Source organism: Kineococcus mangrovi (assembly GCF_041320705.1).
GTDB classification, from domain to species: Bacteria; Actinomycetota; Actinomycetes; order Actinomycetales; family Kineococcaceae; genus Kineococcus; species Kineococcus mangrovi.
Map to the genome: position 1 here is coordinate 51,361 of NZ_JBGGTQ010000003.1, position 24,739 is coordinate 76,099.

The window sequence follows — 24,739 nt, forward strand, 5'->3', positions numbered from 1 at the left end:
GCCGGTCGCCACGAAGAACACCCGATCAGCCCGTCCGGGCGGGTGATCGGGTGCTCCTGCAGCGGGTTTCAGAACTGGGCGAGGGCGGCGTCCATGGTCGCGGCGATCTCCACGGTCTCGGCCAGCGTGTGCAGCGGCGACTCGCGGCGCCCCTCGCCCACGTACCGGGCCAGCGCCGTGGCCTCCCAGGACAGCCCGTCGAAGAGCTCCAGGCCGCTCGGATCGGTGAACTCCAGGCCGGCGCCGCCGTGGGAGTTGTCCAGGAGCCGGAACGCGGACGGGGTGTAGAAGAACTCGGACATCTCGATCCGGGCCTGGTCGCCGAAGATCGTCGCCCGGTTGGGGGTGCGGGCGAGCAGGGTGGTGGTCAGCGTGGACTGGACGCCGTCACCGTGTCCGAGGACCACCGTCGCGAACGCGTCGACCCCGGTGGAGCTGCGCCCACCGGTGGCCGTGACGACCTGCGGCGCACCGAGCACCATCGAGTCGAGCTGGACCGGGTAGATGCCCAGGTCCAGCATCGCGCCGCCGCCGAGCTCGGGGCGGTACAACCGGTGTGCGGGGTCGAACGGGATGGGTTGACCGTGCTCGGCGTGCACCCCGTGGATCGTGCCGAGGACTCCGTCGGCGAGCAGCGTGCGGATCACCGAGGCCTGCGGCAGGTACCGGAACCACATGGCCTCCATGAGCAACCTGTCGGCCGCGTGGGCGGCGTCGACGAGTTCACGAGTCTCGGTGGCGTTCATGGCCAGCGGTTTCTCGATCATCACGTGCTTGCCCGCCGCCAGGGCGAGCAGCCCGAGCTTCAGGTGCTCGCTCTGGGGGGTGGCGATGTAGACGACGTCGACCTCGGGGTCGGCGACCAGCGCCTCGTAGGAACCGTGGGAGCGGTCCATCCCGTGCTGGGCGGCGAACGCGCCGGCCCGTTCGGCCGAGCGGGAACCGACGGCGACGGGCAGCTGCGCCGTGTGCTTGCGCATCGCGGTGACGAACTCCCCGGCGATCCAGCCGGGACCCAGGACGCCCCAGCGCAGGGCGGGTTCACCGGAGCCGCTGGTGAAGAGCTCGGGGTCGGGAAGCGTGGTGGGGAGCATCTGGGATCCGTTCAGTGGAGCGGGTAGGAGACGAAGGCGAACCGGTCGCCGTCAGGGGCCCAGCCGTTGACGTTGAGCGTGCCCTGGCCGCCGAACAGCGGGTAGGTCTGCAGGTCCTGCGTCCAGTCCCCGGCGTCCACGACGTGCACCACGACGTCGAGGTCGGCCGGGTGCCCGAGGGTCCCGGCGGGGAACGAGAGGTAGCTCCCGTACCGGGCGTCGGGGGACAGGTGGGGGAACCAGTCGACGGTGTCGCTGGTCACGAGCCGTTCGAGGTCGCCGCCCCCGTCGGGGATCCGTGCGAGCTGCGCGTGCCCGGGGGTCGACGTGAACGACTCGGTGTTCAGCAGGATCGACCTGCCGTCCGGGGTCCACTCCGGCCCGTCGAGGTGGCCGTCACCGGCGGGGACCCGCTGCGGTGCGCCGCCGAGGGGCAGGACCACGAGCCGGCCGGGTTCGTCGAACGTCGTGAGCTCGACGTAGGCCAGCCGCTCGCCGTCCGGGGAGACCCCGTGCAGGAAGTGCCAGTGCCCGTCGTCCGGGGTGACCCGCACGACCGCGCCACCGGTCAGCGCACCCCGGTAGACGTGCCCGTCGTTGGCCGACATGAACACGTGGTCACCGTCGGGGGCCAGGACGTGGTCGTTGTTGATGTCGGGCAGCCCCTCGAAGGGGACCTCGGTGAGCCCGGGCGCGGAGAGGGGCAGCCGCCACAGCTTCCCGGCCCCGTTGAGGTAGAGGGCTGAACCGTCCAGGGACCAGTTCGGGGCCTCGATCAGCATCCCGGTGGTCTCGAAGAGGGGCTCGGGAGTCGTGAGTCCCGGCCCGCCGAGCAGGACGCGCGACCGCTGCGCCGCGGCGAGAGTACGAAGCACCCCGTCAAGTTAGCACGAGCTAAAGCGACCGGGAGGAGGTGGATCCAGGCGGCCCGGTCGTGCGCCCGCACGTGGCCGAGCGCGGTGGGCGGCACGCCTGCGGGCACCGGGTCTCCCCGCGCGCCGGGCACGCCGGGGCCCAGGGGCCCCGACGTGCGCCCGCGGTCGGCGTCAGCGGTGGACGGTGGACATGTCCGGGTAGCGGTCCCCGGCGCTCGCGCCGACCGGCAGGACCGCGTCGAGGCGGGCGAGGTCGTCGGCGCCGAGCCGCACCTGGACGGCGGCGAGGTTCTCCTCGAGGTAGGTCCGCCGCTTCGTCCCCGGGATGGGGACGACGTCCCCGCCCTGCGCGAGCAGCCACGCCAGCGCCACCTGCCCCGCGCTCACCCCGCGGTCCGCGGCCAGGGCGCGCACCTCGTCGACGAGTTCGAGGTTGCGCTGGAAGTTCTCGCCCTGGAAGCGGGGGTTGGCGCGGCGGAAGTCGTCGTCGGCGAGGTCGTCGACGCTGCGGATCGCGCCGGAGAGGAACCCGCGACCCAGCGGCGAGTAGGGCACGAACCCGATCCCGAGTTCGCGCACGGTGGCGAGGACGCCGTTCTCCTCGACGTCGCGCGTCCACAACGACCACTCCGTCTGCACCGCCGTGACCGGGTGGGTGCCGTGGGCGCGGCGGATGGTGTCGGGGGCGGCCTCGCTGATGCCGAGGTGGCGGACCTTGCCGGCGGTGACGAGCTCGGCCATCGCGCCCCACGTCTCCTCGACGGGCACGCTCGGGTCCACGCGGTGCTGGTAGTAGAGGTCGACGTGGTCCACGCCGAGGCGCTGCAGGCTCGCGTCGCAGGCGGAGCGGACGTAGTCGGGGGTGCCGTTGACGCGGCGGGTCCCGTCGGCGCGGCGCTCGTTGCCGAACTTCGTGGCGAGGACGACGTCGTCGCGGCGGGAGGCGATGGCGCGGCCCACGAGCTGCTCGTTCGTGAACGGGCCGTACATGTCGGCGGTGTCGAGGAAGGTCCCCCCGGCGTCGAGGAACGCGGCGATCGTCGCCAGCGACTCCTGCTCGTCGCCGGTGCCGTAGAACTCGCTCATGCCCATGCAGCCGAGGCCGAGGGCGGAGACGGTGAGGGCGGTGCCGTGTTCGGTGCTGCCCAGGACGCGGGTCGGCAGGTGTTCGGTCATGCCCCGAGCCTCCGCCTTCGAGCGCGCTCGAAGTCAAGCGGGGACGGACGCCCCCGCCACCGACCCCTCGTAGAGCGAGATCTTCGCCTCGATCGCCTCCAGGTGGTCCGCGACCTCCGCGAGCTGGGCGCGCACCTGGTCGCGGTGGGCGTGCAGGAGGGTCAGGCGGGCGGCCTCGTTGCCCGCCCCCGCCCGGCACAGGTCCGCGTAGGCGCGCACCCCCCGCACCGGCATCCCGGTCGCGCGCAGCCGCTGCACCACCTCGATCCAGCGCAGGTGGGCACCGGTGTAGGAACGGTGCCCGTGCTCGTCCCGCCCGGGCGGGTCCACCAGCAGCCCCGCGGTCTCGTAGTAGCGCAGGGTGTGCGCGCTGATCCCCAGCCGCTCCACCACGTCGGCGATGCGCATCCCCGTCACCCGTTGCTCGTCCACCCCGCCAGTCTCCTCCGGCGACGACCCCGACCCGCCCGTGCCGGTGCATCCGCTGCGCAGGACGGTTCTGCGTCCCCCGGCTCCGCTGGACCACGGGCACCTGCTCCCCGGGACGGCCGCGAGCCCGCCGCGGAGGAGCGGGCTGGAACGTACCGCTCCAGCGGTGCTCCGCCGCCTCGTCCGTCGGCGTGAGGGCGGCGGTGCGGTCATCGGCGAGACCACGCGGTCGATGGGCTCGCGGTCGCAGGACGACCGTGCGCTCCCCGCGCCGTGGAACGGCCGGTCGGGCGCAGGCAGCGTGACCCGGGTGCGACGATCACGCGATGACCGACATCACAGGCATCGTCAACCTGGTCCTGTTCGTGTGCCTGGTCGTCTACCTGGCACGGCTGCGGGCGACCTTGACGCGCTCAGCCGAGGCGCAGGAACGCATCGCCCGGGCCGTGGAGCGGCAGGCGGCCGAGAAGGACGGAGTCGGCGCCGAGTTCCCCGGTGGAACGGGTTCCGGCCGTCGAGCGCAGGACGACCCAGCGCCGTCGCGGCCGGCACCGTGACCGCCCGGCAGCGGCGCAGGGGAGCACGGACCAGTGGGACCGGAGACCGTCGCCGTCCTCGCTCCGGTCCTGCCCGACCTGACGTCCAGTGGTGGGACGGCCGGCGGTTGGGGTGCCGGGGTCCTCGTCGGGGAGTCGGGTGCGCCCGTGGACGTCGAAGCCCCGCACCTCGCCGGTGATGTCGTGACCGAGTGCGTGGACAGCCGCCGACCGCCACGATGAGCCGGTGGATCGTCGACCGGCCAGTGATCGGGGCAGAGCGCAGTCAGCTCGTTTCACCACCGTCGTCGGTGCTGTCGTGTTCGTGCTGGCCGTGGTGCTCCTGTTCTTCGCCGACGACCGGCGATCCCTCGTCACGAGCCTCATGCTCGTGTTCGTCAGCGTCGGGGTCGGGCTGGTCGGCCTCGCGGGAGATCGCCGTCGGGTGAAGATCATCAGCGTGGTGTCGTCGGTGGTGGCGGTCGTGCTCGGGGTCTACGGGTTCATCGCGACCTGACGTCGACCGGAGGGCCACCTCCCGCCGGCGTCATGACGGCGATGTCGCCCCGGGAACGGGATGACCGTGGCCTCGCTCCGTCACCTCCAGGTGAGCTGACGGGGGTGGTGGACGGACGGGGACGCAGAGGTGGGCATCCCCGCGGGGAAGACCTCTTCGCCACTTCGCAGGTGCGAGGTGATCCCGCCGGAGCCGACGAGAGGAAGGGGTCGTGCGAGTTCCGACAGGGGCACGTCGCGCACCACCGAGACCGGCGCCGCCCGTGACGCCAGGAGTGCCAGGTCAGCGGCCTCCCGGTGTCCGCGTCGTCGCCAGCGCTGGGTGGGCCGTGCCGAGCCGTTCGCGATCAGCGTCGGTGGGGGAGTCCCGGAGCAGGTCCTCGTCGCAGCTCATCGGCCGGCAGCGGCGGATGGCCCCACCACCGCACCCCTTCCTCGTCGGGGGCCATCGACTCCAGCACCGAGCCGGAGGACTCCTCGATGTCACCGGTCACGATGTGCTCGGCGAGGTCGACTGCGGCATCGACGCCCGGGACGGGCAGGTTCAGGGGGTGGTCCTCGACGTCGTCGAGGTGACGGCGCAGGCCGGTGGTGAAGCCCCACCAGGGGTGGCGGTACACCACGTGCAGTACCGGGTGCCCGTCGTGGACGTCGGTCCAGGACCGCACCACGTGGACCTGGCCGCCGGTGACGGGCAGGTGGCGGGTGGGGTCGGTGAGCTGGCGCAGGACGGCGGTGTGGACGTCGTCGGCCCACCGTCGGGGATCGTCCTGGATCCGGGTCGCGGTCTGCGTGGTGGCGTCCACGACCCCGTCCTGCCGGCTGAGTGACCGGGCTCCGATCCTGCTGACGCGGTGGCCAGGGCCGGAGGTCCGTGCCGGAGGTCGGTGCCGGCTCAGCGCTGCCCCAACGCGCTGAGCAGCAGCAGCGGTGTGCACAGCACCGCTTGCGGGACAGCCACCAGCAGCACGGTGACGCGCACGGCGGCGTGCTGCCGCGCGGCGATGACCGCGGTCACCGCTACCGGGACGCAGGCGGCTGCAGCGGCCGTCGCCACCAGGACGGCGGCAGGGACTGCGCCGGGATCGAAGACCGGCCACATCACCGCGGAGAAGAAGACGGGCACGGCGATCACCAGCAGGCCGCCGCCGGTACCAGCGGCCGACAACGAAGCTCGGGCGCCGTCGGCCGGGCCCGGGCGGTGATCGGTCACCCGGTCAGGATGCCGTCACCGCGGCCACTCGCGCACCGCGACGGCATCGTGTGCGTGGACCCCACGTCGACCCACGACGGCCGGGCGCGCCGCGGGAGGCCCCTCACGCCGGTGGCTGCCGCGGGAACCCGAAGAGGTCGAAGAGCCGGGTGTCGAGGAACGAGGTGATGCGGGCGATCTTCCCGTCCGCCAGTTCCAGCGCCTGCACGGCGAACGGCACGAGTTCCCCGGCGGCCCCGATCGGCTTGTAGTGCACGAAGGCCGGTGAACCGTTCATCGTCACCGGCACGAGCTTGGACCCGCGGCAGCGGTGCCCCGGGCCGAGCATCCACGCCGCGATGTCGTCGGCACCGGCCAGCCACAGCTCGAACGGTGGCATGTTCTGCGTGACGTCGGCGGCCAGCAGCTCGACGAGGGCGTCGATGTCGTACGCCTCGAAGGCGCGCACGTACCGTTCCAGGAGCTCCCGGTGGCCCTCGCCGAGGGGTTCGGTGCGTGCGACGTCGGGACGTTCGGCGAGGGTGGCGCGCGCCCGTTGCAGAGCGCTGTTCACCGACGCCGTCGAGGTGCCCAGCAGCGCGGCGACCTCGTCGGCCTTCCAGCGCAGCACGTCCCGCAGGACGAGCACGGCGCGCTGGCGCGGGGGCAGGTGCTGCAGCGCGGCGACGAAGGCCAGGCGCACCGACTCCCGGGCCACCGCGATCTCGGCCGGGTCCCCGGCTTCGGGCAGCACGCGCTCGTCGACCATCGGCTCCAGCCAGGTGTCCTCCCCGCGCGTGCGGACCAGGGACGCCTCGACCGGCTCCCACGCCGTGGCCGACAGGTCCATCGGGCGGGCACGCCGCCCCCGCGTCTCGATGGCGGTCAGGCACACGTTCGTCGCGATCCGGTACAGCCACGACCGCACGCCCGAGCGGCCCTCGAACCCCTCGACCGACCTCCACGCGCGCACCATCGTGTCCTGCACCGCGTCCTCGGCGTCGAACGCCGAACCCAGCATCCGGTAGCAGTAGCCGCGCAGCTCGGTCCGGCGTGCGGCGAGTTCGCGCTCCAGCTCGTCGCGGGTCAGAGCAGGCGTGCCCGGTGTGGTCGTCGTCACAGGTTCAGCACAGCACAGACCTCCGACACGACGGGAGATCCCGGGGGGACCGGTGCGCGACCGGTCCCGGGCGGGCGGTTGACTGACGTCCCGTGCCCGAGGTCCTCCTGCTGCTGCTCGCCGGGGTCGGAGCCGGGCTCGTGGGCAGCACCGCGGGGCTGGCCTCGCTCGTCTCCTACCCCGCGCTCCTGCTGACCGGGCTGGCGCCGCTGGCCGCCAACGTCACGAACACCGTCGCCCTGCTCGGGGTGACGGCCGGGACGGCGGTCGGCTCCCGTCCCGAGCTCACCGGTCAGGGCGCCCGGCTGCGCCGGCTGCTGCCGATCGCCGCCGCGGGCGGGGCGCTGGGGTGCGTCCTGCTGCTGGCGCTGCCGTCGGCCACGTTCGAGGTCGTCGTGCCCTTCCTCGTCGCCGCCGCCGCGGTGCTGCTCCTCGTCCAGCCGCGCGTCCAGCACCTGCAGCCGGGCCGGTTCTCGGCCCGCAACCCCCTCGTCCTGGTGGCCGTGTTCCTCGTGGGGGTCTACGGCGGGTACTTCGGGGCCGCCGCGGGCGTGCTCATGCTGGCGCTGACCGAGTTGCTGCACGCGCAGTCCCTGGCCCGCAACAACGCGCTGAAGAACATGCTCACCGGTGCGGCGAACACGGTCGCGGCCCTCGGCTTCGCCGTCCTGGGCCCCGTGGACTGGTGGGCGGCGCTCGCCCTCGGCGTCGGCTGCGTGGTCGGTGGGCGCCTCGGCCCGGCCGTCGTGCGGCGCGTGGACCCCCGGTACCTGCGCGTCGTGGTCGCGCTCGCCGGGCTGGCGCTCGCGACACGGCTGTTCCTCACCCGCTGACCGGCGCGGACCGGCGTGGATCGGCGTGGTAGGCAGGCCCGGTGCGCATCGCCCTGTCGCAGGTCACCAGCGGGACCGACCCGGCCGCCAACCTCGACCTCGTCCGCGCCGAGGTCGCCGCGGCCGCCGAGGCGGGGGCGCGGCTGCTCGTGCTGCCCGAGGCGACGTCGTGCTGCTTCGGGGTGCCGCTGGGACCCGTGGCCGAACCCGTCGACGGCCCGTGGGCGCGGGAGCTGGAACGCGTCGCCGACGACGCCGGTCTGACCGTCGTCGCGGGCACCTTCAGCCCCGGCACGGGCGGCCGCGTGCGCAACACCCTCCTGGCCCGCGGCGCCGGGGTGCACCAGCACTACGACAAGGTCCACCTGTTCGACGCCTACGGGTACGCCGAGTCCGACACCGTCGAGGCGGGGGAGCGGCCCGTCGTCCTGGACGTCGACGGGGTCGGGGTGGGTCTGAGCACCTGCTACGACGTCCGGTTCCCCGGGCTGGCCGCCGCCCTCGCCGACGCCGGCGCGCAGGTGGTCGTCGTCGCGGCGTCGTGGGGGGACGGGCCCGGCAAGGCCGAGCAGTGGGACCTGCTGACCCGCGCCCGCGCCCTGGACTCCACGAGCTGGGTGCTGGCCTGCGGGCAGGCGCGCCCGGTCGCCCCCTCCGGCGACGCCCCGACGGGCATCGGCCGCAGCCGCGTCGTCGACCCCCTCGGCGTCGTCGTGGCCGAGCTGGGGGAGGGGCCGGGTCGCCTCGTCGTCGACCTCGACCTCGACCGGGTGCGGACGGTCCGCGCGACCCTGCCGGTGCTGCGCAACCGCCGGTTCTGACCCCGGCCGTCCGGGCGGCACCGGGTCCCGGATGTCGGTGATCCGGTGAACCGCCCCCCGGCCGGGTGAGGGCTGTGGGAACGTTCGCCCGGCGTCCGTGATCGACGGGTGCGGGAGGGCGCTCGCCCCCGGACGAGGGAGTCGCACGTGGTCAGGTCCCCCAGCAGGCGGCGGACGGCGCAGGCGTTCACCGGCTCCGCCCTGGCCGTCGCCGCGGCGCTCGCGCTCGCCCCGGCCGCCGGTGCGGCGCCCGCCGTCCCGGCTCCCGTCGCGAGCGGCACGACGGCCTCGGCGCCGTGGACGGTCACCCCGGCCGGTGCCGGGTCGTGGGACGTCGACCTCACGCTGCCGGGTGGTGTCCCCGTGCGCGCCGCCCAGCCCCAGCTCGCCGTCGACGGCGTCGTGCTCGGCGTCGCGCGCGAGGAACCCGACCGCCGCACCCTCACCGTCCAGACCTCCGACCCGCGGGTCGTCCGCGCGGGGAGCGTCCAGCTGGCGTGGAACGGCGTCGTGGCCGGCCAGGAGGCGCGGGTGCTCAAGCACGCCCGCGCCGCCGGGGTCCCTGTCGCGGCGGACCCCGGCGCCCGCACCCTCGCCGACGACCCCGGCGCGAGGGGGCGCTACGCGGTCACCCGCGCCGACTACGACCTCGGCGACACCGCCGTCCGCCTGCCCGGGCTGGGCGGGCAGGCCGTGGAGGAGCGGGCCGCCGTCTACCTGCCGGAGGCGGCCACCGGTCGCCGGCCCGTCGTCGTCTTCCTGCACGGGCGCCACCAGGCCTGCTACGGCGGCGGCGAGGACCAGTTCGGCGAGGGCTGGCCGTGCTCGGGCGGGGCGAAGCCCGTCCCCAGCCACCTCGGCTACGGCCAGGCGGCGCAGGCGCTGGCCTCCCAGGGGTACGTCGTCGTCTCGATCAGCGCCGACGGGATCAACGCCCTCGACTGGCAGGCCGAGGACGGCGGTGCCCAGGCGCGCGGCGAGCTCGTCCTGGCCCACCTCGACCTGCTGCGGGCCTTCGACGCCGGCCGGGGCGGTCAGGCCGGGGCCGCCCTGGCCGGCCGTCTCGACCTGTCCGACGTCGGCCTCATGGGGCACTCCCGCGGTGGGGAGGGCGTCGTGCGCGCCGCCCTCCTCAACGCCGAGCGCCCCGACCCGTACGGCGTCCGCGCCGTCATGCCCCTGGCCCCCGTCGACTTCGCGCGGCAGACCCTGCCGGACGCGGCGATGGCCGTCGTCCTGCCCTACTGCGACGGCGACGTCTCCGACCAGCAGGGCCAGCACTTCTACGACGACACCCGCTACGCCGCCCGGGACGACGTCCTGCGCACGTCGCTGCTCGTCATGGGCGCGAACCACAACTTCTTCAACTCCGAGTGGACGCCCGGGCTCTCGAAGGCGCCCTCGGACGACGACTGGGGACTGGACGACGACCCGGTGTGCGGACCGGCTGCGCCGCAACGGCTGACGGCGACCGAGCAGCGCGCCGTCGGCGCCGCCTACGTCGCGGGGTTCTTCCGCCTGCACCTGGGCGGCGAGCAGCAGTTCCGCCCGCTGTTCGACGGCACCGGCGGACGGGCCGCCTCGGCCGGGCGCGCCCAGGTCTTCACGCAGGCCCAGCAGCCGTCCTCGGCGCGCACCGACCTGGCCGCGCTGGAGGGTCCCTCGGCGTCGGTCGCGCTGGCCTCGAAGTCGGCGTTCTGCGTCGGCGCGGGGGAGCCGGTGCCGGGCCAGGCCCCCCGCTGCACGTCGCAGGACCCGTGGTCGGGGTCCCTGCCGCACTGGACGCCCGCCGCCTTCGCCCCCACCGTGCCGGCGACCCCGCTGCTGCACGCCCGCTGGACCGTCGGGCAGCGCAAACCCGTCACCGTGCGCCTGGCCCCCGGCGCGGCGTCCGGGGTGCACCAGGCCCTGACCTTCCGCGCCGCACCCGCGCGCACGCTGAGCACAGACCTCCAGGTCACGCTCACCGACGCGCGGGGCCGCACCGCGAGCGTCCCCGTGTCCCGGTTCTCCACCGCCCTGACCGCGCTGCCGGTGCTGGCCGACCCGTGGTCCGGTGACGGGAAGGGGGCCGCGAAGACGTGGCTGCGCACGGTCCGCGTCCCGCTCGACGCGTTCCCCGGCGTGGACCTCGCGACGCTCGCCTCGGTCTCCTTCACCCCGCTCAAGCCCACGGCGAACGTGTTCCTGTCCGACGTCGCCCTCGACTCGCCCGCGGCCGGGACGGGGGCCGTCACGACCCTGCCGGCCGTGAGCGTCGGGGACGTGCAGGCGGTGGAGGCCGACGGCACCCAGCAGGTCCGGATGCCGCTGACGCTCTCGCACCGCTCGAAGGTCCCCGTCACGGTGGACGTCGACACCACCGGCGCCGCCTTCGACGGCCGGGTCCCCGCCGCCTCGACGCGGGTCACCATCCCCGCCGGCAGGCTCACGGGCTCCGTCACCGTCCCGCTCACCGGGGACGACGTGCCCGAGGAACCGCAGGCCCGGTTCACCGTCACGATCGCGACGCCGCGCGAGGCCGTCGTCGGTGACGGGTTCGGCCTGCTGACGGTCTTCGACGACGACGCGGGGGCCGGGCAGGGCTGACCCGCGCCGGGCCCACGTCCGCCGGGGCCGGGAGGGGCCCGGTGAGCGCTCAGGTCAGCGAGTCCATGCCCGTCGGCAGCGGTTCGGCGTGCAGGACGTGCAGCTCCTGCGTCGCGCGGGTCAGCGCGACGTACAGGTCGTTCGCCCCGCGCGGGCGGCGCAGCACCGCCGCGGGTTCGACGAGCACGACGACGTCGAACTCCAGGCCCTTGGCGCGGTGCACGTCGAGGACGGACACGGTGGCGTCCAGGTCGTCGGGGGAGGCCGCGACCGACCCCGCGGGCAGGGCCGCGGTCACCGCGGCCCGCACCGCGTCCGACCCGACGGGGCCGTCCTCGTGCGCCGTCAGCACCGCGATGCGGCCCTCCTCGAGGACGTCGAACCGCGACCGCACGAGGTCCACGACGGACTGCGCGCCCGCCAGCGGGACGGCGACCGGTTCGTGCTCGCCCTCGCGGACGGGGGTCGGCGGGTTCGCGGCGATGCCCGCGGCGCGCAGCACGTCCGCGGCGACGCGGGAGATCTTGGCCGGGGTGCGGTAGTTGACGGTGAGCTCCTCCAGCCGCCACCGGTCGTCGACGACGGGTCGGAGCGCCTGCGCCCAGCTGCGCGCCCCGGCGGGGTTCGAGGTCTGCGCGACGTCCCCGACGAGCGTCATGGAGCGCGAGGGGCAGCGCCGCTCCACGAGGCGCCAGGCCATGGCCGACAGTTCCTGGGCCTCGTCGACGACGACGTGCCCGTAGGCCCAGGTGCGGTCCGCCGCAGCGCGTTCGGCGACCGTCCCGCTGGGGCCGCCGGTGGCGAACCGGTCGGCGAGCAGTTCGGGGGAGACGAGCGGGTTCCCCACCCCGGAGGCCTCGAAGTCCTCCAGGACCTTGCGCGCGTGGGCGACCTGCTCCTCGCGCTCGGCGGCCGCGCGCGCGTCCGACGACGTCTCCTCGAGCGGCCCCAGGAGTTCGGCCAGCTCGTCGAGCAGCGGGACGTCGGCCTCGCTCCACGCGGTCGGGTCCTCGCGGTGCAGGGCGTCGCGGTCGCGCTCGGACAGGCCGGGGGCGACCTCGGCCAGCAGCGCCGGGTTCCGGTAGAGGGCGGCGAGGACCTTCTGCGGGGTGAGCGGCATCCAGCACAGGTTCACCTCGCGGCGCACGTCGACGTTCTCCCGCAGCTCGGCGACGAGGTCGTCGCGCTCCTCGCCCAGGTCGACGCCGCGGGCGCGGGCCAGGGAGTTCACCAGGGAGTTCAGCACCTCGCGCACGAAGGTCACGCGCGCCAGGTTGTGGGGTTTGCGGCTGCGCCGGGCCCGCGTGCGCGCCGACGCGATCGCCTCGGGCCGCAGCTGGACGCGGGTGCCGTCCAGGTCGAAGCGGATCGGCCGGGCCGGCACGCGCTGGCGGGCCGCCACCGCCGCCTCGAGGACGTCGACCATCCGCAGCGACCCCTTGACGCGGGCGGCCGCGGGGGAGTCCTCGCCCCGGCCCACGACCCCGGGGTGCATCTCGCCGAGCGTGAGGGTGACCACGCCCGTCTCCCCGAGGGCGGGCAGCACCTGCTCGACGTAGCGCAGGAACACCGGGCTGGGGCCCAGGAGCAGGACGCCGCTGCGGGCCAGCCGGTCGCGGTGGGTGTAGAGCAGGTAGGCGGTGCGGTGCAGGGCCACGGCCGTCTTGCCCGTGCCCGGCCCGCCCTGGACGACGAGGACGCCGCGCTCGGAGGCGCGGATGACGCGGTCCTGCTCGGCCTGGATGGTCGCGACGATGTCGCCCATGCGGCCGGTGCGCGGGGCGGTGACGGCGGCCAGCAGCGCCGCGTCGCCCGTCGTGCGTCCCCCGTCGGCGGCCACGAGCACCTCGTCGTCCACGCCCGTGACGCGCCGCCCGGAGGTGAGCAGGTGCCGGCGCCGCACGACGTCGCGCGGGGAGGCCGCGGTGGCCTGGTAGAAGTCCTGCGCCGCGGGCGCCCGCCAGTCGACGAGGACCTGCGTGCCGCGTTCGTCGGCCAGGCCGAGCCGGCCGACGTAGCGGCGGGGGTCCTGGGTGCCCTCGCGCAGGTCCAGGCGGCCGAAGCAGAGCCGGTTCTCCACCGACCACAGCTGGGAGAGCCGGTCCTCGTAGAGGGTCGCGAACGCGTCCCGCTCGAAGCGGTTCTGGTGCGTGCCGGTCGCCTCGGTGCGGCGCACCTCGGCGAGCTGCTCGGCGGTCTGCGCTCGCAGCTGGTCCAGGCGGGCGTAGAGGGCGCCGACGTGGGCGTCCTCCGCGGCGACGACCCGGGCGACCTCCTGCGCGTGCTCCTGCGCCGCGACGTCCGCGTCCGACTGCGTCGACTGGCTCACTCGGGCGGCTCTCCTCGGGCGGGACGGCTCGGTCGTGCCGCGAACGGCACCGAAGAAGAGTAGACGGGGACGCCGGGGCACGAACGCGCGGACCGGTACGTTCCACCCCCGGAGAGCAACGCTGCGCGAGGTCGCAGTGCACGACCGCACCGCTGTGTCCTCCCACGGGTCCACCTCCCGGGCACCGCGCAGGACGGCCCCGCCGGGTCGTCCGCCACCCGCCCCGTGAGGAGTCCCGTGACGACCCTGCCCACCGCTGCCCGTCCACCGCGCCGCACGACGCCCTACGCGACGTTGACCGCCGCCGTCCAGGAGGCCGGGCTCATGCGCCGGCGCACCGGGTACTACTGGGCGCGCATCGCGGCCACGAGCGCCGCCTTCGCGGCCGTGGTGGCCGGGACGTACCTGTTGCGCGACTCCTGGCTGGTGCTGCTGACGGCGGCGCCGCTGGCGGTCGTCCTGACGCAGTTCGCCTTCCTCGGCCACGACGGCGCCCACCGGCAGATCTTCGCGACGCACCGCGGCAACGAGTGGGCCGCCCGCGTCTTCGCGGCCCTGCTGACGGGCCTGTCGTACGGGTGGTGGATGGGCAAGCACACCCGCCACCACCAGGCCCCGAACAAGCGCGGCACCGACACCGACATCGAGTCCGACGTCGTGTCCTTCCACCCCGAGGCCGCGGCCGGCAGGCGCGGGCCGCTGCGGTGGGCCACGGCCAAGCAGGGCTGGTGGTTCTGGCCGCTGCTGCTGCTCGCGGGCCTGAACCTGCACGCCGACTCGGTGCGGACGATGGTGCGCGGCCGCGCCGGCAGGCGCCGCTGGATCGACACGTCCTTCATCGTCGTGCACTGGGCCGTCTACGGCACCGCCCTCGTGCTGCTGCTCGGGCCCGGCCGGGGGGCCGCGTTCCTCGGCGTCCACGTGGCCGCCTTCGGCCTGGCCATGGGCGGGGCCTTCGCGCCCAACCACGTCGGCATGCCGATCGTGGCGCGGGAGGCGAAGGTCGACTACATCCGCCGCCAGGTGCTGACGTCGCGCAACGTCACCGGCGGCTGGTTCGTCGACCTCGTCATGGGCGGGCTCAACCACCAGGTCGAGCACCACCTCTTCCCGAGCATGCCGCGGCCCAACCTGCGCGCGGCGCGGCCCTTCGTGCAGCGCTTCTGCGCCGAGCACGGCATCGCGTACACGGAGACGTCGCTGCCCCGCGCGTTCGCCGACATCGTGCGCTACCTCAACGAGGTCGGACTGGCAGCGCGCGACCCGTTCCGCTGTCCGCTCGTGGCGCAACTGCGGACCGGCTGAGACGTTCCTCGCGCGGGGGCGACCGTGCTACGTTGGGGGCTAGTCGCAGTTCTTCGACGTGCTCGTAGCGCCCCGGGGAATCACCGAGGGCCCAGTACGCTCACCATCCGGTCAGCACCCTCGGCGGCGAGCTCCACACGTGTGGGGCGCAAGACCCGAGGAGGCCTCATGGCTCAGGGAACTGTCAAGTGGTTCAACGGCGAGAAGGGCTTCGGCTTCATCGCCCCCACCGACGGCGGTCCGGACGTCTTCGTCCACTACTCCGCGATCTCCGGTAGCGGCTACCGCAACCTCGAGGAGAACGACACCGTCGAGTTCGAGGTGACCCAGGGCGCCAAGGGCCCCCAGGCCGCCAACGTCGTCCGTCTCTGACGAACGCCTGAACGACCCCCGTCCCCGCAGGGACGGGGGTCGTTCTGCGTCTACCGGCGTTCCAGCACCCCGCGCAGGAACGCCGCCTGCGCGGCGTGCTCCAGGTCGTCGTCGGCGACGCTGACCAGGCGCGCCCCGAGCGTGACCGGCGGGTCCCACCGCTCGTCGACGACCCGGTCGAGGTCGGCGCCGGACAGGGTGCGCAGGTACGCCGTCGTCCGCGCCTGGACGGCGTCGAGGTACCCGGTCAGCAGCTCCGCGCTCGCGCGCACCTGGCCGACCTGCCCGGCGTCGAAGCCGTAGCCCGTCTCGCCGTCGTCGAAGGGCAGCCCGAAGCGGCCGGCCCAGCCGTCGGCCGTCCAGGTCTGCTCGTGGCCGGCGACCTCGCTGACGTGGTCGTCCTGGACCCGGGCGAGGTGCCATGCGAACCAGGCGACGGTGTTGGCCTCCGGGTCGAGCCGGGCGGCGAGCGCGTCCTCGTCCAGACCGTCGACGGCGGCGTGCACGGCGTCGGGGATCCGGCCGTAGAGGTCGAGGAGCAGGTCCTTGGCGTCCATGCCCCCACCCTTCCCTTCTCGGTCCCGCCCTGCACGTGGGCCCGCCTGCTCCGGACGGGCGACCTGTCGAAACGTGTGTCGTCACGCAGCGATGAATCGTTCGTGACGCAACGCGAACTCCTCGAGCGGTGGTGGGGCTCCCTCGACGCCCCCGGACGCCGTGACGTCCTCGGCGTGGAGCCGGGCGACTTCCTCAGCGAAGCCCTCGCCCTGGACCTGCAGCTGTACGGCGTCCACGTCCCGGACGTGGCGGTGGCCTTCGACGTCGACGGGCTCCTGCAGCGCATCGTCGTGCACGTCCAGCCCCGCGAGCTCACCGACTTCCTCACCGGCGTCCGCTGACGCCTCCCACCCACCCCGTCCCGCGCGGAAAAAGCGGGTGACGGCGGGTGGGGCGGTGAGCAGGATCGACGCGTGCCGGACCCGATCTTCGCCGACCCGCGGCTCGCGGTCGTCTACGACGCCTTCGAGGACCCGCTCCGGCCCGACCTCGATCCCTACCTCGCCCGGGCGCAGGCTGCCGGGACCCGTCGGGTGCTCGACGTGGGGTGCGGCACCGGGGTCCTCGCGGCGCGGCTCGCAGGTCTCGACCTGGAGGTCACGGGCGCGGACCCGGCCGCCGCGAGCCTCGACGTCGCCCGGGCCCGGTGCGACGCCGTCACCTGGCTGCACCTCGCCGCGGCCGACCTCCCGCCCCTGGACGCCGACCTCGCCGTCATGACGGGCAACGTCGCCCAGGTCTTCCTGACCGACGACGACCTCCTCGCCGCGTTCGAGGGGGTGGCGCGGGCGGTGCGCCCCGGAGGCCGGTTCGTGCTCGAGGCGCGACGGCCGCAGGCCCGGGCGTGGGAGACGTGGGTACCCGCCGTGGAGCACCGCGACGTGCCCGGCGTCGGCCGCGTGCGGCGGGACTTCGCCCTCCTCGACGTCACGCTCCCGTTCGTCAGCTTCCGGTACACCGTCCGCCTCGGGGACGAGGTCGTCGTCTCGGACTCGACGCTCCGGTTCCGCGAGGTCGACGAGCTGGGCGAGGCGTTGCGCCGCAGCGGGTTCGTGCTGGAGTCGGTGGGACAGGCCCCGGACCGGCCGGGCCTGGAGCTCGTCGTGGAGGCGGTCCGGTGACCGGGATCGACCTCGTCCGCTGCCCCGGCCTCGCGGCCGTCCCGTACGCCTACGGCGCGACCGTCCCCGCCGGTGCCCGGCTGGTGTTCCTCGCGGGCGCCTGCCCCCTCGACGGGGACGGCCGGACCGTCCACGTCGGGGACGTGGCCGGGCAGGCGGGTGCCGCCGTGGCGAACCTGCGGGCGGTGCTGGCGGCCGTCGGCGCGCAGCTGACCGACGTGGTCAGCACGCGGGTGCTCGTCGCCACCACCCGGCGTGCGGACCTCGGCACCGCCTGGGACGTCGTGAGCGGCGCGTTCGGCGCGCACGACGTGCCCAGCACCCTGCTCGGGGTGACGGTGCTGGGCTGGCCCGGCCAGCTCGTCGAGGTGGAGGCCGTCGCGCTCGTACCGGGCTGACACCGGGCTGACACCGGGCTGGGCGGGCGGCTCCGGATCCGTGACCAGCCCGCGACCGGGAGGAGGTGTTCCCGTGCCCCGCCCCCGCTCCGCCGGTTCCTCGTCCCCTCCGCCGACCTGTGGTGGGGTCTGCAGGTCTCCTTCCTCGACCCCGCGCTCGCAGTCGTGCCGGCGCGGGTGACGGCGCTGCCGCCGGCCGTGGTGGCGCTCGTCGTCCTGGGGGTCCGGCGGGTGTGGGGCCTCGCTGCTGTTCGCTCACCTCGAGCACTCCGGGGCCGGAGTCGAGCAGGTGTGCGGACCCGAGCGGTGTTCTCGGCCCCCTGGATCGGTGGACCGCCCCTGGCGATCGTCCTGCTCGGGCACGGCGTGCCCTGGCTGCTGGCCGCCGTCGTCGCCGTCGCCGCGGCCGACGGCACCGCCGTCTCGGTCATGAGCCTGTTCGTCACCCCGCGCCTCGGGGACCTGCCGCTGGTCCTGTCCAGGTGCCTGGCCGGCACCGCCTGCTCCGCGGGGGTGGTGTTCCTGGCCGTCGTCCGGTGTCCCGGCGCGCGGTGCCGGAGCTGTCCGCCCGACCCGGCCGCGTCAGCCCCTGCGGGCGCCCAGGAACTCCCCGATCCGGCCGACGGCGTTCTCGAGGTCCTCCACGCGGGGGAGGGTCACGATCCGGAAGTGGTCCGGCGCCGGCCAGTTGAACCCGGTGCCCTGCACGACGAGGACGTGCTGTTCCTCCAGCAGGTCCACGATGAGCTGGTAGTCGTCCTCCACCGCGTGGACCTCGGGGTCCAGGCGCGGGAAGCAGTAGAGGGCACCGCGGGGTTTGACGCAGCTGACGCCGGGGATGGCGTTGAGCAGCTCCCACGTCCGGTGCGACTGCTCGGCCAGCCGGCCTCCGGGCAGCACGAGGTCGTTGATGGACTGGTGGCCCGACAGCGCCGCCTGCACGACGTGCTGCGCGGGGACGTTGGCGCACAGGCGCATGTTGGCGAGCAGGTCGAGGCCCTCCACGAAACCCGCCGCGTGGGTCTTCGGGCCGGACAGGTACATCCACCCGGAGCGGAAACCCGCCACGCGGTACGCCTTGGACAACCCGTTGAACGTGATGCACAGCAGGTCCGGGGCGAGGGAGGCCGTCGACACGTGGACCGCGTCGTCGTAGAGGATCTTGTCGTAGATCTCGTCGGACAGGACGAGCAGGCCGTGCTCGCGCGCGACCTCGAGCATCCCCTCCAGGACGCGCGTCCCGTACACCGCGCCCGTCGGGTTGTTCGGGTTGATGACGACCATCGCCTTGGTGCGCGGGGAGACCTGGGCGCGCAGGTGCTCCAGGTCCGGTTCCCAGTCCTGGGACTCGTCGCACAGGTAGTGCACGGCGCGCCCGCCCGCCAGGCTGACGGCCGCCGTCCACAACGGGTAGTCCGGCGCGGGGACGAGGACCTCGTCGCCGTCGTTGAGCAGGGCCTGCATCGCCATGACGATGAGTTCGCTGACGCCGTTGCCCATGTACACGTCGGCGACGTCGACGTCGCGGACCCCCTTGAGCTGGCTGGACTGCACGACCGCGCGACGGGCCGAGGGGATGCCCTTGCTGTCGCTGTACCCCTGGGCGAGCGGCAGGTTGGCCACCATGTCCTGCAGCAGTTCGTCGGGGGCCTCGAAACCGAACGGGGCCGGGTTGCCGATGTTGAGCTTCAGGACGCGCTGCCCCGCTTCCTCCAGCTGCTGCGCGCGTCGCAGGGCGGGGCCGCGGACGTCGTACAGGACGTTCGCGAGTTTGTCCGACTGCTCGAGGTTCATGGACCGGCCTTCTCGGGGGGTGCTGGGCCGGTCCAGCTTGGCACGGGAGAGTGGTGCGGCAGGGGCCAGGGCGAGGTGGTGGCGCTCCGGTGTGTCGTGCGGTAGCGCTACCCCGTCGCTCTCCCCGGGGCGGCGCGTGGTTGCCGGGCGGGGAGGCGCGGGACACGCTGGGGACGTGCGCACGCCCCCAGAGCCCCGGCCGGAGGCGACGGCGCGGGTCCTCGGGGCGGTCCTCGGGGCGGTGGTGCTCGTCGGGATCTCGGTCGAGGCCGTCCACGCCCTCGCCGCCGGGCGCGGGTTCTCCGGCGGCCGCCGGGCCCTGGCCCCGGACGTCGTCGTCGTCCTCGGCTGCCCGCCGCGTCCGGACGGGACGGTGAGCGGGATGCAGCGCTGGCGCACCGAGATCGCCGCCCGGACACCGGGGGAGCCGGTCCTGGTCTTCTCCGGATACGCCCGGCCGGGGTCGCCGAGCGAGGCGGCCGTCATGGCGGCGCACGCGCGCGACGTCCTCGGCGTCGACCCGGCCCGGCTGCGGACGGAGGAGACGGCGACCACCACGTGGGAGAACGTGACCCGGACCCTGCACGACCTGGAGGGCGCCCGGTACGTGGCCCTGGCGTCCTCCCCGGTGCACGCGCTGCGCGCCCGGCGCTACCTCGCCCGCCTGCGCCCGGACCTCGCCGCCCGGCTCGTCCCGGCCGCCGACTACCGCTTCGGGGAGCGGTGGGGGTGGAAGGTCATGACGGCCGGCTACGACCTGGCCCGCTCCGTCGGTCTGCGCCTCCCCCAGACGTCCGATGTCTTTGAGGCTTCGGCCGTGCGAACGCGCTTCTCGTGGTCGACCGAGGGGGTAGACATCCGATGACCGGGGGCGTTGGATGGGCCCCGAAGAGTCCACCACCGCGACCGGAGGAACCGTGAGATTGATGCGCATCGGCCAGCCAGGCGCCGAGCGACCCGTGGCGCTGCGCGAGGACGGCACCCACGCCGACCTGTCCGGCGTCCTGGACCCGGAGAGGGCCTGGAGCTTCGAGGACCTCGAGCGGGCGCGCGCCGCGCTGGCCGACGCCCCGGCGGTCGACGTCGGGGACGAACGCGTCGGCAGTCCGCTGCCGCGGCCGGGGATCGTGGTGTGCATCGGGCTGAACTACCGCGACCACGCCGCCGAGACGAACGCCCAGGTGCCGTCCGAACCGGTCCTGTTCCTCAAGATGCCCTCGACCGTCGTCGGCCCCTTCGACGAGGTCCTCGTCCCGCGCGGGTCGGAGAAGACCGACTACGAGGTCGAGCTGGGCGTCGTCCTGGGGCGGCGGGCGCGGTACCTGGAGTCCGCCGAGGAGGGCCTGGCCGCGGTCGCCGGCTACGTCGTCTCCCACGACGTGTCCGAGCGCGAGTTCCAGATCGAGCGCGGCGGCACCTGGGACAAGGGCAAGAACTGCGAGACGTTCAACCCCCTCGGGCCGTGGTTCGTCACGGCCGACGAGGTGCCCGACCCGACGTCGCTGGCGCTGCGGTGCTGGGTGGACGGGGAGCTGCGGCAGGACGGCACGACGGCCGACATGGTGTTCGGCGTCGGCGAGCTCGTGCACTACCTCAGCCGGTTCATGGTGCTGGAGGCCGGGGACGTCGTGAACACCGGGACGCCGGCCGGGGTCGCCCTGGGGCAGCCGGACCCCAAGCCCTACCTGCGGGCGGGTCAGGTCGTGGAGTGCGAGATCGAGGGGCTGGGGCGGATGCGCCAGCGGACGGGGGCGGCGTGATGAGCAGGTTCACGGGGTTCACCACCCACGACGTGCGGTTCCCGACGTCCCGCGACCTCGACGGGTCCGACGCGATGAACCCCGACCCCGACTACTCCGCGGCGTACCTCGTCGTCGGCACCGACGACCCGGACGGGCTGGAGGGGCACGGGTTCGCGTTCACCATCGGCCGCGGCAACGACGTCCAGGTGGCCGCCATCGACGCCCTCGCCGGGCACTTGCTCGGCCGCGACGTCGAGGAGGTCCTGGCGGACATGGGCGCCACGTCGAAGACCTTCGTCGACGACTCCCAGCTGCGCTGGCTGGGGCCGGAGAAGGGCGTCATGCACATGGCGATCTCCGCCGTCGTCAACGCCCTGTGGGACCTCAAGGCCAAGCGCGCCGGACTGCCGCTGTGGGACCTGCTCTCGCAGATGAGTCCCGAGCAGCTCGTCGACCTCGTCGACTTCCGCTACCTCACCGACGCCCTGACCCGCGAGGAGGCGCTGGAGATCCTGCGCCGCGCCGAACCGGGCCGGGCCGCACGCCGCGAGGAACTGCTGCAGCACGGGTTCCCCGCCTACACGACGACACCGGGCTGGCTGGGCTACTCCGACGACAAGCTCGTCCGGCTCGCGCACGAGGCGGTCGCCGAGGGGTTCTCCCAGATCAAGCTCAAGGTCGGGGCCGACGTCGAGGACGACGTGCGGCGCCTGCGGCTGGCCCGCGAGGCCGTCGGCCCGGACGTCCGGATCGCGGTCGACGCCAACCAGCGGTGGGACGTCGGCGTCGCGATCGACTGGATCGACCGGCTCGCCCCGTACGACCCCTGGTGGATCGAGGAACCCACGAGCCCCGACGACGTCCTGGGTCACGCGACGATCCGGCGCGCGGTGAGCCCCGTGAAGGTCGCGACGGGTGAGCACGTGCAGAACCGCATCGTGTTCAAGCAGCTGCTCCAGGCGCAGTCGCTGGACGTCCTGCAGATCGACGCGGCCCGCGTCGGCGGCGTCAACGAGAACGTCGCGATCCTGCTGCTGGCCGCCAAGTTCGGGGTCCCCGTCTGCCCGCACGCGGGCGGGGTGGGGCTGTGCGAACTCGTGCAGCACCTGTCGATGTTCGACGCCGTCGCCGTCGCGGGCACGACGCAGGACCGGGTCATCGAGTTCGTCGACCACCTGCACGAGCACTTCACCGACCCCGTCGTCGTGACCGGTGGTGCCTACCGGGCCCCGACGACCCCCGGGTTCAGCGCGCAGGTGCGGCCCGAGACCCTGGCGCGCTTCGCGTTCCCGGGCGGAGCCGAGTGGCGCCCCGTCCCCACCGGTGGACACGTCCACCTGCACACCCGGGAGGTCCCCGCGTGAGGGCGGGACCGCTGGACGGGCTGGCCGTCCTCGTCACCGGCGGCGCCTCGGGCATCGGGGCGGCCACCGCCGACCGGTTCGTGGCCGAGGGGGCACGGGTCGTCGTCCTCGACCGCGACACCTCCCAGGAGCACCACGCCGTCCGGGCCGACCTGTCCGACGACGCCTCCGTCCGCGCCGCCGTCGCCGCCGCCGTGGACCACCTCGGTGCGCTCGACGTCCTGGTCAACAACGCGGGGGTGGGTGCCGTCGGGGACGTGGCCGCCAACGACGACGACGAGTGGCACCGCGTCTACGACGTCAACGTCGTGGGTCTGGTCCGCACCACGCGCGCGGCGCTGCCGCACCTGCGCCGCGCCGCGGCCGAGCGGGGCACCGCGGCCGTCGTCAACACGTGCTCGATCGCCGCGTGGACGGGCCTGCCGCAGCGGGCGCTCTACTCGGCGACGAAGGGCGCCGTGCAGGCCCTCACCCTGGCGATGGCCGCCGACCACCTCGCCGACGGCATCCGCGTCAACTGCGTCAACCCGGGGACGGCCGACACCCCGTGGGTGCAGCGGCTGCTCGACGCCAGCGACGACCCGGCCGCCGAACGCGCCGCGCTGCAGGCCCGGCAGCCCACCGGCCGCCTCGTGACCCCCGAGGAGGTCGCCCACGCGGTCGTCCACCTGGCCGACCCCCGCTCCGGGGCCACCACGGGGACCGTGCTGGCCGTCGACGGCGGGATGCACGCGCTGCGGGTGCCGGCTCGGCCGCGGACGGGAGGGGACTCGTGATCGAGCTCCCGCGGTGGGGCCTGGGCGCGGCGGCCCTCGGCAACCTCTTCACCGTCGTCCCCGACGAGACCGCCCGCGCGACCGTCGACGCCTGCTGGGACGCGGGGGTCCGCTACGTCGACACGGCCCCGCACTACGGCGCGGGCCTGAGCGAGGAACGCGTCGGTGCCGCCCTGCGCCACCGGCCGCGCGGGGAGTTCGTGCTCCAGACGAAGGTCGGCCGGCTCCTCGTCCCCGGGCCCGGCTCGGGCCGCGACACCGAGGGTTTCGACGTCCCCGACACCCGGGTGCGGGAGTGGGACTTCTCCGCCGCGGGGGTGCGCCGCTCCGTGGAGGACAGCCTGCAGCGGCTGGGCCTGGACCGGATCGACGTCGCCCTCGTCCACGACCCCGACGACCACCTCGACGACGCGCGGGCCGGGGCCTTCCCCGAACTGCTGCGGATGCGCGAGGAGGGCGTCGTCCGGGCCGTCGGGGCCGGGATGAACGAGACGGCCCCGCTGACGGCGTTCGTCGAGGAGTTCGACCTCGACGTCGTCCTCGTCGCGGGCCGGTACCACCTGCTCGACGCCTCCGCGGCCGACGGGTTGTTCCCCGCGGCGCGGCGGGCCGGCACGGCCGTCGTCCTCGGCGGGGTGTTCGCCTCGGGTCTGCTGGCCCGCGAGGAACCCCCGCAGGACGCGACGTACCGGTACGCGCAGGCGCCACCGGCCCTCCTGGGCCGGGCCCGGCGCATCGCCGCCCTCGCCCGCGAGCACGGCACGACCCTGCCCGCCCTGGCGGTGCAGGCGGCCGGGGCGCACCCGGCCGTCGCCTCGGTGCTGCTCGGGATGCGGTCCCCGCAGGAGGTGCGGCACGACGCGGCCCTGTTCGCGCAGGAGGTGCCGGCCGCGGTGTGGGAGGCCCTGCGGCGCGAGGACCTGCTGCCCTCGGGTCTCGTCGTGCCGGGGGAGGTGGCGTCGTGATCGTCGACGCCCACCACCACCTGTGGGACCCGGCGACCCGCGATCACCCGTGGATGCCGCCGGAGCTCGCGACCCCGTTCACCTCGCAGGACCTGCGGCGGGAGACGGCACTGGCCGGGGTGGACCGGACGGTGCTCGTCCAGACCGTCTCCTCGACCGCCGAGACCGCCGAGTTCTGCGCCACGGCGGCCGCCTCCGACGGGCTGATCGCCGGGGTCGTGGGCTGGGCCGACCACACCCGCGACATCCCCTCCCAGTTCGAGGACCTGGCGCACGCGCAGTTCCTGCGGGGCGTCCGGCACCAGGTCGAGGACGAACCGGACCCCGACTGGCTGCGCCGGCCCGAGGTGGTCGCCGCGGTCCGCTCCGCGCGCGGGCTGGTCGTGGACCTGCTCGTCCGGTTCGACCAGCTGCCCGCGGCCACGGCCCTCCTCGACGCCGTCCCGGACGGTGAGTTCGTGCTGGACCACGGGGCCAAACCACCGGTGGGTGCCGACGGCTACGCGGCGTGGTGCACGGGAACGGCGGAGCTGGCCCGGCGCGAGAACGTCGTCTGCAAGTTGTCCGGGTTGTTCACGCTCGAGCACGCCGAACTCCTCGGGCCGGCCGTGGACCACCTGTTCTCGGTGTTCGGGCCGGACCGCCTCGTCTTCGGCACGGACTGGCCCGTCAGCACCCTCGCGCTCGACTACCCGGCCGTCGTGGCCCGGACGCGGTCCCTGCTGGCCCCCTTCTCGGCGGACGAACGCGCCGCCGTCCTGGCCGGGAACGCCGTGCGCACCTACCGCCTCTGACCGCCCCACCCGACGACACCGCCCCACCCGACGACACCGC

At 74.5% G+C, this 24,739-nt stretch carries 26 protein-coding genes; 16 read left to right on the forward strand and 10 right to left on the reverse strand.

Going from position 1 to position 24,739, the window contains the following annotated elements; genetic code table 11:
• Window positions 1-68: 68 nt before the first annotated feature.
• From AB2L28_RS06360 to AB2L28_RS06375, 4 genes are all read right to left on the reverse strand, one after another.
• Window positions 69-1,094: a Gfo/Idh/MocA family protein gene (locus tag AB2L28_RS06360; RefSeq protein WP_370717914.1), complete on the reverse strand. Its 1,026-nt coding sequence runs from the start codon at window positions 1,092-1,094 to the stop codon at window positions 69-71.
• An 11-nt stretch (window positions 1,095-1,105) separates the two neighbouring features.
• Window positions 1,106-1,969 carry a TolB family protein gene (locus AB2L28_RS06365; protein WP_370717916.1) on the reverse strand — a complete coding sequence of 288 codons (864 nt, stop codon included), beginning with the start codon at window positions 1,967-1,969 and terminating at the stop codon, window positions 1,106-1,108.
• A gap of 171 nt (window positions 1,970-2,140) precedes the next feature.
• Window positions 2,141-3,145, reverse strand: a complete 1,005-nt coding sequence (locus AB2L28_RS06370) for an aldo/keto reductase (RefSeq protein WP_370717917.1) — start codon at window positions 3,143-3,145, stop codon at window positions 2,141-2,143.
• 33 nt (window positions 3,146-3,178) lie between these two features.
• Window positions 3,179-3,577 carry a MerR family transcriptional regulator gene (locus AB2L28_RS06375; RefSeq protein WP_370717918.1) on the reverse strand — a complete coding sequence of 133 codons (399 nt, stop codon included), beginning with the start codon at window positions 3,575-3,577 and terminating at the stop codon, window positions 3,179-3,181.
• A 323-nt stretch (window positions 3,578-3,900) separates the two neighbouring features.
• Here AB2L28_RS06375 and AB2L28_RS06380 point away from each other — a divergent pair, with 323 nt between their 5' ends.
• Window positions 3,901-4,131, forward strand: a complete 231-nt coding sequence (locus AB2L28_RS06380; RefSeq protein WP_370717919.1) for a hypothetical protein — start codon at window positions 3,901-3,903, stop codon at window positions 4,129-4,131.
• A 298-nt stretch (window positions 4,132-4,429) separates the two neighbouring features.
• Window positions 4,430-4,627, forward strand: coding sequence for a hypothetical protein (locus AB2L28_RS06385; RefSeq protein WP_370717920.1), 198 nt, complete (start codon window positions 4,430-4,432; stop codon window positions 4,625-4,627).
• Window positions 4,628-4,973: 346 nt separating this feature from the next.
• Here the strand turns inward: AB2L28_RS06385 and AB2L28_RS06390 are convergent, their stop codons facing one another.
• From AB2L28_RS06390 to AB2L28_RS06400, 3 genes are all read right to left on the reverse strand, one after another.
• On the reverse strand, window positions 4,974-5,432 hold the full coding sequence (locus AB2L28_RS06390) for a polysaccharide lyase family protein (protein WP_370717921.1): 459 nt from the start codon (window positions 5,430-5,432) through the stop codon (window positions 4,974-4,976).
• Between the two features lie 89 nt (window positions 5,433-5,521).
• The gene (locus AB2L28_RS06395; RefSeq protein ID WP_370717922.1) at window positions 5,522-5,839 is read right to left on the reverse strand and encodes a hypothetical protein; all 318 of its coding nucleotides are present in this window, start codon (window positions 5,837-5,839) and stop codon (window positions 5,522-5,524) included.
• Window positions 5,840-5,942: 103 nt separating this feature from the next.
• A complete protein-coding gene (locus tag AB2L28_RS06400; RefSeq protein ID WP_370717923.1) occupies window positions 5,943-6,938 on the reverse strand; it encodes a sigma-70 family RNA polymerase sigma factor in 996 nt (331 codons plus the stop codon).
• A gap of 92 nt (window positions 6,939-7,030) precedes the next feature.
• Here AB2L28_RS06400 and AB2L28_RS06405 point away from each other — a divergent pair, with 92 nt between their 5' ends.
• The 3 genes from AB2L28_RS06405 (at window position 7,031) to AB2L28_RS06415 (ending at window position 11,181) form a co-directional block, all read left to right on the forward strand.
• Window positions 7,031-7,771, forward strand: coding sequence for a sulfite exporter TauE/SafE family protein (locus AB2L28_RS06405; RefSeq protein WP_370717924.1), 741 nt, complete (start codon window positions 7,031-7,033; stop codon window positions 7,769-7,771).
• Window positions 7,772-7,812: 41 nt separating this feature from the next.
• Window positions 7,813-8,592, forward strand: coding sequence for a nitrilase-related carbon-nitrogen hydrolase (locus tag AB2L28_RS06410; protein WP_370717925.1), 780 nt, complete (start codon window positions 7,813-7,815; stop codon window positions 8,590-8,592).
• A 147-nt stretch (window positions 8,593-8,739) separates the two neighbouring features.
• Window positions 8,740-11,181 (forward strand): poly(ethylene terephthalate) hydrolase family protein, encoded by a 2,442-nt coding sequence (locus tag AB2L28_RS06415; RefSeq protein ID WP_370717926.1) that lies wholly within the window; start codon window positions 8,740-8,742, stop codon window positions 11,179-11,181.
• A 49-nt stretch (window positions 11,182-11,230) separates the two neighbouring features.
• On the opposite strand, the gene AB2L28_RS06420 is transcribed toward AB2L28_RS06415, so the two are convergent.
• Complete coding sequence (locus tag AB2L28_RS06420) at window positions 11,231-13,510, reverse strand: HelD family protein (protein WP_370717927.1); 2,280 nt, start codon at window positions 13,508-13,510, stop codon at window positions 11,231-11,233.
• A gap of 237 nt (window positions 13,511-13,747) precedes the next feature.
• On the opposite strand from AB2L28_RS06420, the gene AB2L28_RS06425 reads away from it, so the two are divergent.
• Both AB2L28_RS06425 and AB2L28_RS06430 read left to right on the forward strand, forming a co-directional pair.
• Window positions 13,748-14,815 (forward strand): fatty acid desaturase family protein, encoded by a 1,068-nt coding sequence (locus tag AB2L28_RS06425; RefSeq protein WP_370717928.1) that lies wholly within the window; start codon window positions 13,748-13,750, stop codon window positions 14,813-14,815.
• A 168-nt stretch (window positions 14,816-14,983) separates the two neighbouring features.
• On the forward strand, window positions 14,984-15,187 hold the full coding sequence (locus AB2L28_RS06430) for a cold-shock protein (RefSeq protein WP_179749782.1): 204 nt from the start codon (window positions 14,984-14,986) through the stop codon (window positions 15,185-15,187).
• 50 nt (window positions 15,188-15,237) lie between these two features.
• Here AB2L28_RS06430 and AB2L28_RS06435 read toward each other — a convergent pair whose 3' ends face one another.
• Window positions 15,238-15,744 carry a mycothiol transferase gene (locus AB2L28_RS06435; RefSeq protein WP_370717929.1) on the reverse strand — a complete coding sequence of 169 codons (507 nt, stop codon included), beginning with the start codon at window positions 15,742-15,744 and terminating at the stop codon, window positions 15,238-15,240.
• 102 nt (window positions 15,745-15,846) lie between these two features.
• Between AB2L28_RS06435 and AB2L28_RS06440 the strand changes: the two genes are divergently transcribed.
• From AB2L28_RS06440 to AB2L28_RS06450, 3 genes are all read left to right on the forward strand, one after another.
• Window positions 15,847-16,086 (forward strand): hypothetical protein, encoded by a 240-nt coding sequence (locus AB2L28_RS06440; protein ID WP_370717930.1) that lies wholly within the window; start codon window positions 15,847-15,849, stop codon window positions 16,084-16,086.
• A 72-nt stretch (window positions 16,087-16,158) separates the two neighbouring features.
• A complete protein-coding gene (locus AB2L28_RS06445; RefSeq protein ID WP_370717931.1) occupies window positions 16,159-16,866 on the forward strand; it encodes a class I SAM-dependent DNA methyltransferase in 708 nt (235 codons plus the stop codon).
• Window positions 16,863-17,264, forward strand: a complete 402-nt coding sequence (locus tag AB2L28_RS06450; RefSeq protein ID WP_370717932.1) for a RidA family protein — start codon at window positions 16,863-16,865, stop codon at window positions 17,262-17,264. Before AB2L28_RS06445 ends, AB2L28_RS06450 begins: the two co-directional genes overlap by 4 nt.
• Before the next feature lie 582 nt (window positions 17,265-17,846).
• Here AB2L28_RS06450 and AB2L28_RS06455 read toward each other — a convergent pair.
• Window positions 17,847-19,058, reverse strand: coding sequence for a pyridoxal phosphate-dependent aminotransferase (locus tag AB2L28_RS06455; protein ID WP_370717933.1), 1,212 nt, complete (start codon window positions 19,056-19,058; stop codon window positions 17,847-17,849).
• A gap of 175 nt (window positions 19,059-19,233) precedes the next feature.
• Here AB2L28_RS06455 and AB2L28_RS06460 point away from each other — a divergent pair, with 175 nt between their 5' ends.
• From AB2L28_RS06460 to AB2L28_RS06485, 6 genes are read left to right on the forward strand one after another with little or no spacing between them, the layout of a single operon-like run.
• Window positions 19,234-19,923 (forward strand): ElyC/SanA/YdcF family protein, encoded by a 690-nt coding sequence (locus AB2L28_RS06460; RefSeq protein ID WP_370717934.1) that lies wholly within the window; start codon window positions 19,234-19,236, stop codon window positions 19,921-19,923.
• Between the two features lie 52 nt (window positions 19,924-19,975).
• Complete coding sequence (locus AB2L28_RS06465) at window positions 19,976-20,818, forward strand: fumarylacetoacetate hydrolase family protein (RefSeq protein ID WP_370717935.1); 843 nt, start codon at window positions 19,976-19,978, stop codon at window positions 20,816-20,818.
• A complete protein-coding gene (locus AB2L28_RS06470; RefSeq protein WP_370718370.1) occupies window positions 20,818-22,164 on the forward strand; it encodes an L-fuconate dehydratase in 1,347 nt (448 codons plus the stop codon). The genes AB2L28_RS06465 and AB2L28_RS06470 overlap by 1 nt, the downstream gene beginning before the upstream one ends.
• Window positions 22,161-22,940: an SDR family NAD(P)-dependent oxidoreductase gene (locus AB2L28_RS06475; RefSeq protein WP_370717936.1), complete on the forward strand. Its 780-nt coding sequence runs from the start codon at window positions 22,161-22,163 to the stop codon at window positions 22,938-22,940. The genes AB2L28_RS06470 and AB2L28_RS06475 overlap by 4 nt, the downstream gene beginning before the upstream one ends.
• Complete coding sequence (locus tag AB2L28_RS06480; protein WP_370717937.1) at window positions 22,937-23,905, forward strand: aldo/keto reductase; 969 nt, start codon at window positions 22,937-22,939, stop codon at window positions 23,903-23,905. The genes AB2L28_RS06475 and AB2L28_RS06480 overlap by 4 nt, the downstream gene beginning before the upstream one ends.
• Window positions 23,902-24,699 carry an amidohydrolase family protein gene (locus AB2L28_RS06485; protein WP_370717938.1) on the forward strand — a complete coding sequence of 266 codons (798 nt, stop codon included), beginning with the start codon at window positions 23,902-23,904 and terminating at the stop codon, window positions 24,697-24,699. The genes AB2L28_RS06480 and AB2L28_RS06485 overlap by 4 nt, the downstream gene beginning before the upstream one ends.
• Window positions 24,700-24,739: the final 40 nt, after the last annotated feature.